Raw genomic sequence first — 8,563 nt, 5'->3', positions numbered from 1 at the left:
GTACGGCAACCTCGTTGTGTCGGCGCGGCGCGCAGCCGCGGGTCGGCACCGGACTGGTGTTACGGATGTGGAGGCGGCTGGGGGGCATCGAGCCTCGCGTTCGAGCAGGCGTCAGCTCAGATGCCCGCGCCCGCGATGCCGCAGTTGGCACCGGACGATAGCAGGAGAACTCTGCCGTCTTTATCCCGGCCCTACCCCTCACGACGAGGACCCCGTCTTCTCCGACTTCTCACTCTTCTCCGAGTCCGGTTCGACGTAGAAGATCTTGGCCTTCATGTGCGCACGCGCCTGGGCGGCCATCCACACGACGGTCGCGATGACGAGCGAGAACGCGAACGCCTTCGCGTTGAAGAGGGAGGTGCCCTTGAAGACGGCCAAGAAGATCATGAGCAGCAGGAGTTGGGCGACGTAGAGCATGAGGCCCATGGCCTGGAACAGCTGCGGGAGGGTCCTCGCGGTCCACTGCAGCACGTACAGGCCGAGTCCCATGAAGGCGATGGCCAGCAGCGCGCCAACCGCCGCTCCGAGCGCGCCCTTGCCGCCGGCCACCGCACCGCTGACGGCGACCGCGACCACGCCGACGGCCGCCGTGGGGACGGCGATCGGCACCAGGTTCCGGGCGTCATTGGACGGCATGGCGGCAACTCCGCTTTCGCAGGGGGGCAGGGGTGTCGTCATGGACGAGCGTAGTCCCGGACATCGGAGAGGAAACTCAGCACCTGGGACCCTTTACTTTTGGGTCCTTCGGCTCTATCCGGGGTTCTCGTGAACCGTATCACAAACTATTTGATGAGGTCTTTACCTGCTTGGTGTGCTCACTGTCACACATGAGAGTGACTCCGCCCGTCTGTGCAAAAACCGGGCCGAGTTGTCTGGTATGGGGGTCTTTGCTCCCCCACGAGTTGGCAACGCCTTAGTCAGATTCTTACCTTGAGCGTGGGCCCACGGCGGTCGCTCCGTTGACTCCGGCCACTCCCGCCGCGACCCCGCAGGTGTCGTGCGCCTCACGCGCGGAAGGCGCCTGCGCGGCCGGAGTCGAGGGCGCCGGCGTGGAGGCGGCCGGGGCCGTGGCCGCCCGGCGGCGCCGGTAGCGCGGCGGGACCAGGTGCTGGGCCCAGCGCGGGGCGCGCGGGGTGAAGCGCGGCAGCAGGAGCAGCACCAGGCCGATGAAGCTCAGGAAGACGATGCCCAGCACGATCCACATCGAGGCGGAGTTGACCGAGTAGGCGAGCGCCCCGAAGCCGATCAGGGCCGCCCAGAAGTACATGATCAGCACGGCCCGGCTGTGCGAGTGGCCGATCTGCAGCAGCCGGTGGTGCAGGTGGCCGCGGTCGGCGGCGAACGGGGACTGGCCACGCCAGGTGCGCCGCACCACCGCGAAGACGAAGTCGGCGGCCGGGATGGCGATGATCGTCAGCGGCATCAGCAGCGGGATGTAGACCGGCACCATCTGGTGCACGGTGTTGCGCTCGGACCCGGAGAACAGCTTCATCACGTCCGGGTCGACCTGTCCGGTCACCGAGATCGCGCCCGCGGCCAGCACCAGGCCGATCAGCATGGAGCCCGAGTCGCCCATGAAGATCCGCGCGGGATGCATGTTGTGCGGCAGGAAGCCCAGGCACATGCCCATCAGGACGGCCGCGAAGAGCGTGGCCGGGGCGGCGGCCTCGATGCCGTACGAGTACCAGATCCGGTACGTGTACATGAAGAACGCGGCGGCCGCGATGCACACCATGCCGGCGGCCAGGCCGTCGAGGCCGTCGACGAAGTTGACCGCGTTGATGGTGATGACGACCAGGGCGACGGTGAGCAGGGTGCCCTGCCACTGGGTCAGCGCGACCGTGCCGACGCCCGGGACGGGCAGCCACAGGATCGTCAGACCCTGCATGACCATCACACCGGCGGCGATCATCTGGCCGCCCAGCTTGATCAGCGCGTCGATCTCGAACTTGTCGTCCAGGACGCCGATCAGCCAGATCAAGGCGGCCCCGGACAGCAGCGCGCGCGGCTCGTTGGACTTCTCGAACACCTCGTTGAGGTTGGTGAGGTGGTCCGCGGCGAGCAGGCCCGCGCACATGCCGAAGAACATCGCGATCCCGCCGAGGCGCGGAGTGGGTTCCCGGTGCACGTCACGTGCCCGGATCTCCGGCATCGCCCCTGCCACGATCGCGAACTTCCGTACCGGCCCTGTCAGCAGGTACGTCACCGCGGCCGTGATGCAGAGCGTCAGCAGGTATTCACGCACGGGCTTCCCCACATGTCTCGCTGGCCATCTCAGCCCCACACACTAGCGACGCAGGCATATGTATGGGGACTTCCGGGTAGCGACGATGGTTGCACGTGTGCCTGTGCACGGCTGTGCCCGGCCGCGTCATGCCCCTGCGCCTACCCCGCTTCACCCCGGATACGGCGGGAATCTCCCCGTGAGCTCGCGCACGTCCTCGCGGGCCCGCGCCCCGTCCACCTCGCCGCGCAGCACCTTTCCGAACAGCACGGCGATCGATTCCATCTCGCCCTGGCCCATGCCCTGCGTGGTCACCGCCGCGGTGCCCAGGCGCAGTCCCCGGTCCTCGGTGTGCGGAAGCGCACAGCAGTCCAGGACGATCCCGGCGGCGGCGAGCCGGCCGCGCGCGGTGCGGCCCTCCACGCCGAGCGGCGCAGGGTCCACGGTGATCATGTGGGTGTCCGTGCCGCCCGTGACGACGGTCAGCCCCTCGGCGCCCAGCCGGGCGGCCAGCACGCGCGCGTTGGCGACGACCTGGTGGGCGTAGGCGCCGAACGCCGGGGTGGCCGCCTCGCCGAAGGCGACGGCCTTGGCGGCGATGGTGTGCATCTGGGCGCCGCCCTGGGTGAACGGGAACACCGCCCGGTCCACCCGCTCGGCGAGCTCGGCGCCGCACAGCACCATCCCGCCTCGCGGACCGCGCAGCACCTTGTGCGTGGTGGCGCACACCACGTCGGCGTACGGCACCGGGCTCGGCGCCGCTCCCCCGGCGACCAGGCCGATGGGGTGGGCGGCGTCGGCGATCAGATAGGCGCCCACCTCGTCGGCGACCGCGCGGAAGAAGGCGTAGTCCATGTGGCGCGGGTAGGCGATCGAGCCGCACACGACGGCCTTGGGGCGGTGGGTGCGGGCCAGGGTGCGCACCTGCTCGTGGTCGATGAGCCCGCTCTCGGCGTCGACGCCGTAGCCGACGAAGTCGAACCAGCGCCCGGAGAAGTTCGCCGGCGAGCCGTGGGTGAGGTGGCCGCCGTAGGGCAGGCCGAGGGCGAGGACGGTGTCGCCGGGGCGCAGCAGGGCGGCGTAGGCGGCCAGCACGGCCGACGAGCCGGAGTGCGGCTGCACGTTGGCGTGCTCGGCGCCGAAGAGGGCCTTGGCGCGCTCCACGGCGAGGCGTTCGGCCGCGTCGACGATCTCGCAGCCGCCGTGGTGGCGGGCGCTCGGGTAGCCCTCGGCGTACTTGTTGGCCAGGGGCGAGCCGAGCGCGGCGAGCACCGCGGGCGAGGTGAAGTTCTCCGCCGCGATCAGCTGCAGTGTCGTCGCCTGCCGGTCCAGCTCGCCCAGCAGCAGATCGGCCACTTCACGGTCCTGCCGCCGCAGGACATCGCCCTCTAGAGCAGGGATGACCGACATGGTGGTCTCCGGACGGTCGACGGTGACGTACGTCCAATGTAGGCCCGCCCCCGGCCGCCCGCGCGGCTGTTACGCCGTCACGGTCAGTCCTCCCCCGGCCGTTCAGGCGCGCGCCCGCACTCCCGTGAGGGCGGTCACCACCGGGTCCAGCGCCTGGTGTATCTCCTCGCCGATGGAGCGGAAGAACGGCAGCGGGGCGCCGTAGGGGTCGTGGACCTCGTCGGCCTCCGCGGTGGGCGCCAGGAGCCACCCGCGTAGAGCGGCGGCGGCGCGCACCAGTGCGCGGGCGCGTTCGACCACGCCGTCCTCCAGGGGAGGCAGCGTCGCCGGGTCGATCGCCTTCACCAGGCGGGTGAACTCCTTGAGCGTGAAGGTGCGCAGGCCCGCGGAGTGGCCCATGGAGATCACCTGGGCGCGGTGGTCGCGGGTGGCGGTCAGCACGAGGTCGGCCATGATGACGTGCTCGTCGAGGAGTTCGCGGCCGGTGAAGCCGGAGGCGTCCGCGCCGAAGTCGGCGAGGACGGCCTCGGCGTTGGCCTCCATCGGCGCGCCCTCGTGGCCCCAGGTGCCGGCGCTCTCCACGATCAGGCCGCCGCCCCGGGCGTCGCCGAGCCGGTCCGTCAGGAAGTGCCGGGTCAGCCGCTCGGTGATGGGCGAGCGGCACACGTTTCCGGTGCTGACGTGGAGGATGCGGAAGGTCTCGCCGGGCGGGCCCGGCTGGACCGGGATCGCCCGGTCGCCCCCCTCGCCTATGCCACGCCCCGCGTCAGGGGCCGTCAATTCGCCACCTCGAGGTCGGGTACGACCTTGCGCAGCTCCTCGGGCGACAGGGCGCCCTCGCGCAGCAGGACGGGCACGCGGCCGGTGACGTCCACGATGGAGGACGGGACGTTGCCGGGGGTGGGGCCGCCGTCGAGGTAGACGGAGACGGAGTCGCCGAGCATCTCCTGGGCGGCGTCGCAGGTCTCCGGCGCCGGGTGGCCGGTGCTGTTGGCCGAGGAGACGGCCATCGGGCCGACCTCGGTGAGCAGTTCGATGGCGACCGGGTGCAGCGGCATGCGCACGGCGACCGTGCCCCGGGTGTCCCCGAGGTCCCACTGCAGGGACGGCTGGTGCCGGGCGATCAGCGTCAGCGCGCCCGGCCAGAAGGCGTCGACGAGCTCCCAGGCCAGCTCGGAGAAGTCGGTGACCAGGCCGTGCAGCGTGTTCGGGGAGCCGATGAGCACGGGCGTGGGCATGTTGCGGCCCCGGCCCTTGGCGGCCAGCAGGTCGGCCACGGCCTCCCCGGAGAACGCGTCGGCGCCGATGCCGTACACGGTGTCGGTCGGAAGCACCACGAGTTCGCCCCGGCGGACGGCGGACGCGGCCTCGCGCAGACCCGTCACACGGTCGGTCGCGTCGTTGGTGTCGTATCGCCGTGCCATTGTCAGCGGGCCTCCTCGTACACGTACTGCTGGCTTGAAGTCCTGGTGCGGGGCTGGGTGCGGGTCACGGCAACGCCTTGCGGGCGGTGGCGAACCGCGGCCGGTTGTTCAGGTCGGGGTGGTCCGCCGCGTCCGCCCAGCCGCGCTCCTCGGTGAAGATCCACGGCACCTGTCCGCCCTGGGTGTCGGCGTGCTCGACGACGACGACCCCGCCGGGGCGCAGCAGCCGGTGCGCGGTGCGCTCCAGGCCGCGGATCAGGTCGAGGCCGTCCTCGCCGGAGAACAGGGCGAGTTCGGGATCGTAGTCGCGGGCCTCGGGCGCCACGTACTCCCATTCGGTGAGCGGGATGTACGGCGGGTTGGAGATCACGAGGTCGACCTGTCCGTCGAGGTCGCGGAACGCGGTCAGCGCGTCCCCCTGGCGCAGGTCGACCCTGGATCCCTCCACGTTCTTGCGGGTCCAGGTCAGCGCCTCCTCGCTCAGCTCCACGGCGTGCACGCGCGAGCGGGGCACCTCCTGGGCGAGGGCGAGCGCGATGGCGCCGGAGCCGGTGCACAGGTCGACGATGCACGGCTCGACCACGTCCATGGCCCGCACCGCGTCTATGGCCCAGCCGACCACGGACTCGGTCTCGGGCCGCGGCACGAAGACGCCGGGGCCGACCTGGAGCTCCAGATAGCGGAAGTAAGCGCGGCCGGTGATGTGCTGGAGCGGCTCGCGCTGCTCGCGGCGGGCGATGACCTCCCAGTACCGGGCGTCGAAGTCGGCGTCCTTGACCGAGTGCAGCTCCCCCCGCTTGACGCCGTGCACGAACGCGGCGAGCTCCTCGGCGTCGGTGCGCGGCGAGGGCACGCCCGCGTCGGCGAGCCGCTGGGTGGCCTGGGCCACCTCGGCGAGCAGCACGCTGCGGGGGCCTGGCGGGCGCCTCCCAAAATCTTGCTGCACGCTGGTCCTCCGGGGCTGGGCTGTGATGCGTGGTACGGGTCTTCGGTGCCGTGGGCGGCGGGCGGCCGCCGCAGGCGCCCTAGGCGGCCGCGAGCTTGGCCGCCGAGTCGGCGTCGACGCAGGCCTGGATGACGGCGTCGAGGTCGCCGTCCAGGACCTGGTCCAGGTTGTACGCCTTGAAGCCGACGCGGTGGTCGGAGATGCGGTTCTCCGGGAAGTTGTAGGTGCGGATCTTCTCGGAACGGTCGACGGTGCGGACCTGGCTGCGGCGGGCGTCCGCGGCCTCCCTCTCCGCCTCCTCCTGCGCCATGGCGAGCAGCCTGGAGCGCAGGATACGCATCGCCTGCTCCTTGTTCTGCAGCTGGCTCTTCTCGTTCTGGCAGGAGGCGACGACCCCGGTGGGCAGGTGCGTGATGCGCACCGCGGAGTCGGTGGTGTTCACGGACTGGCCGCCGGGCCCGGACGAGCGGTAGACGTCGATGCGCAGATCGTTGGGGTTGATCTCCACGTCGACCTCCTCCGCCTCGGGCGTGACCAGCACGCCGGCCGCGGAGGTGTGGATACGGCCCTGCGACTCGGTGGCGGGCACGCGCTGCACGCGGTGCACCCCGCCCTCGTACTTCAGCCGCGCCCACACGCCCTGGCCGGGCTCGGTCTGCCCGCGGGTCTTCACCGCGACCTGGACGTCCTTGTAGCCGCCGAGCTCGGACTCGGTGGCGTCGATGATCTCGGTCTTCCAGCCGACGCGCTCGGCGTAGCGCAGGTACATGCGCAGCAGGTCGCCCGCGAAGAGCGCCGACTCGTCGCCGCCGGCGCCGGCCTTGATCTCGAGGATGACGTCCTTGTCGTCGCTGGGGTCGCGCGGGATGAGCAGGAGGCGCAGCTTCTCGGTCAGTTCCTCGCGCTGCTTGTCCAGCTCCTTGACCTCGGCGGCGAAGTCGGGGTCGTCGGCGGCCAGTTCGCGCGCGGTCTCCATGTCGTCGCCGGTCTGCTTCCAGGAGCGGTACGTGGCGACGATCGGGGTGAGCTCGGCGTAGCGCTTGTTGAGCTTGCGCGCGTTGGCCTGGTCGGCGTGGACCGACGGGTCGGCGAGCTTCTTCTCCAGATCGGCGTGCTCGGCGACGAGTTCCTCGACGGCCTCGAACATCTTGCGGCTCCTGTACTGCCGGTACTGCTTGGGAAGGGGAAGGCGAACGACCAAAAACGCCGGTCCCGGCCCGCCCCCGGGTGGGGACACGACCGTGGACCGGCGAAGAGGGGCTCGCTACTTCTTGGAGCCGGCGGCAGCCTTGCCGAAGCGGGCCTCGAAGCGGGCCACACGGCCACCGGTGTCGAGGATCTTCTGCTTGCCCGTGTAGAACGGGTGGCACTCGGAGCAGACCTCGGCCCGGATGGTGCCGGACTCGATGGTGCTGCGGGTGGTGAACGACGCGCCGCAGGTGCAGCTGACCTGCGTCTCGACGTACGCGGGGTGGATGTCGCGCTTCAAGGTGTCTCCTAGGTTTCGGGAGGGCGCCGGGTCGCCGCCGCGGGGTGCGGGGGCGTGAACCGGGGCCGACGTACCAGTCTGCCAGGACTGGCGCCATCCCCCAAAACCGGGGGCGGGGGCCGGGTATTCCCCGGGGCCCCCGGCGAGGTTCCGCGCGCTTCCTAGGAGGCGCCGGGGGCGCTCACCACGCCCTTCGCCTCGCCGGTGGCCGTGCCCTCCGTGGCCGCCTTCGGGACGGGGCGGTCCTTCCTCAGGGCGTCCCAGACCAGCTGCGCCTTGGACTTCACGACGACGACGCGGTTGGGGTTGGCCGGGTCGTACCTGACCGGCATCGTGACCATGGTCATGTGCGAGGAGCTGATGCCCTTGAGGCCGTCGGCGAAGGACATCAGGGAGTTCACCGAGCCGAGGTCGGAGTCGGCGGTGACGGCCTTGGTCGCGGTGTCGGCGAGGTCGTAGAGCCTCTTGGGGCTGGTGAACAGGCCGATGTGCTTGACCTGCTCGACCAGCGCCTTCACGAAGGCCTGCTGGAGCTGGATGCGGCCGAGGTCGGAGCCGTCACCGACGCCGTGGCGGGTGCGGACCAGGCCGAGGGCCTGCTGGCCGCTCAGCGTGTGCGGGCCGGCCGCGAGGTTCAGGTGGCTGTCCGGGTCGTGTATGGCCTTGGTGGTGGTGACCTGGACGCCCCCGAGCTCGTCGATGAGCTTCTCGAAGCCGTTGAAGTCGACCTCGAGGTAGTGGTCCATGCGCAGGCCGGTGAGTGACTCGACGGTCTTGACCGTGCAGGCGGCGCCGCCGGTGGAGTACGACTCGTTGAACATCGCGCCGTGGACGGCGGGGTGCGTGGCGCCCTTGGCGTCGGTGCACTCGGGGCGGTCGACCAGGGTGTCGCGCGGCATCGAGATGACGGTGGCCTTCTTGTGGCCCTCGTACACGTGCACGATCATCGCGGTGTCGGAGCGGGCGCTGCCGTCGTCGGTGCCGCCGCCGAGCTTCTTGTTGGTGCCGGAGCGGGAGTCCGAGCCGAGGACGAGGATGTTCTCGGAGCCGTTGTCGGCCTTGCCGGGCCG

The 8,563-nt window shown here is 70.9% G+C and carries 9 protein-coding genes; all 9 read right to left on the bottom strand.

Annotated elements, in window-relative coordinates:
* Positions 1-198 precede the first annotated feature (198 nt).
* A complete protein-coding gene (locus IE249_RS15650) occupies positions 199-636 on the bottom strand; it encodes a Cg1360 family ATP-synthase-associated protein (protein WP_189705422.1) in 438 nt (145 codons plus the stop codon).
* A 289-nt stretch (positions 637-925) separates the two neighbouring features.
* Complete coding sequence (locus IE249_RS15645) at positions 926-2,245, bottom strand: MraY family glycosyltransferase (protein WP_189705421.1); 1,320 nt, start codon at positions 2,243-2,245, stop codon at positions 926-928.
* Positions 2,246-2,395: 150 nt separating this feature from the next.
* Positions 2,396-3,634, bottom strand: a complete 1,239-nt coding sequence (glyA, locus tag IE249_RS15640) for a serine hydroxymethyltransferase (RefSeq protein ID WP_189705420.1) — start codon at positions 3,632-3,634, stop codon at positions 2,396-2,398.
* A gap of 102 nt (positions 3,635-3,736) precedes the next feature.
* Positions 3,737-4,414, bottom strand: a complete 678-nt coding sequence (locus tag IE249_RS15635; RefSeq protein ID WP_189705419.1) for an arsenate reductase/protein-tyrosine-phosphatase family protein — start codon at positions 4,412-4,414, stop codon at positions 3,737-3,739.
* Positions 4,411-5,058: an L-threonylcarbamoyladenylate synthase gene (locus IE249_RS15630; protein ID WP_189705418.1), complete on the bottom strand. Its 648-nt coding sequence runs from the start codon at positions 5,056-5,058 to the stop codon at positions 4,411-4,413. The genes IE249_RS15635 and IE249_RS15630 overlap by 4 nt, the downstream gene beginning before the upstream one ends.
* 64 nt (positions 5,059-5,122) lie before the next feature.
* A complete protein-coding gene (gene prmC, locus IE249_RS15625; protein WP_189705417.1) occupies positions 5,123-5,962 on the bottom strand; it encodes a peptide chain release factor N(5)-glutamine methyltransferase in 840 nt (279 codons plus the stop codon).
* Positions 5,963-6,083: 121 nt separating this feature from the next.
* Positions 6,084-7,151 (bottom strand): peptide chain release factor 1, encoded by a 1,068-nt coding sequence (gene prfA / locus IE249_RS15620; RefSeq protein WP_189705416.1) that lies wholly within the window; start codon positions 7,149-7,151, stop codon positions 6,084-6,086.
* Positions 7,152-7,268: 117 nt separating this feature from the next.
* Positions 7,269-7,493: a 50S ribosomal protein L31 gene (rpmE, locus tag IE249_RS15615; RefSeq protein ID WP_014675000.1), complete on the bottom strand. Its 225-nt coding sequence runs from the start codon at positions 7,491-7,493 to the stop codon at positions 7,269-7,271.
* 161 nt (positions 7,494-7,654) lie between these two features.
* Positions 7,655-8,563: LCP family protein (locus tag IE249_RS15610; RefSeq protein WP_229858547.1), on the bottom strand; the 909-nt coding region annotated here is incomplete at its 5' end.

This window comes from Streptomyces anandii JCM 4720, from assembly GCF_014650655.1.
GTDB lineage: Bacteria > Actinomycetota > Actinomycetes > Streptomycetales > Streptomycetaceae > Streptomyces > Streptomyces anandii.
The sequence above is the reverse complement of the archived record's forward strand: the minus strand, read 5'-3'. Positions and strand labels throughout refer to the sequence as shown.

Excerpts from the sequence above, each read along its gene's own strand:
- prfA (WP_189705416.1), bottom strand. The coding sequence starts at position 7,151 with ATGTTCGAGGCCGTCGAGGAACTCGTCGCCGAGCACGCCGATCTGGAG.
- IE249_RS15630 (WP_189705418.1), bottom strand. The coding sequence starts at position 5,058 with ATGGCACGGCGATACGACACCAACGACGCGACCGACCGTGTGACGGGT.
- glyA (WP_189705420.1), bottom strand. The coding sequence starts at position 3,634 with ATGTCGGTCATCCCTGCTCTAGAGGGCGATGTCCTGCGGCGGCAGGAC.
- IE249_RS15650 (WP_189705422.1), bottom strand. The coding sequence starts at position 636 with ATGCCGTCCAATGACGCCCGGAACCTGGTGCCGATCGCCGTCCCCACG.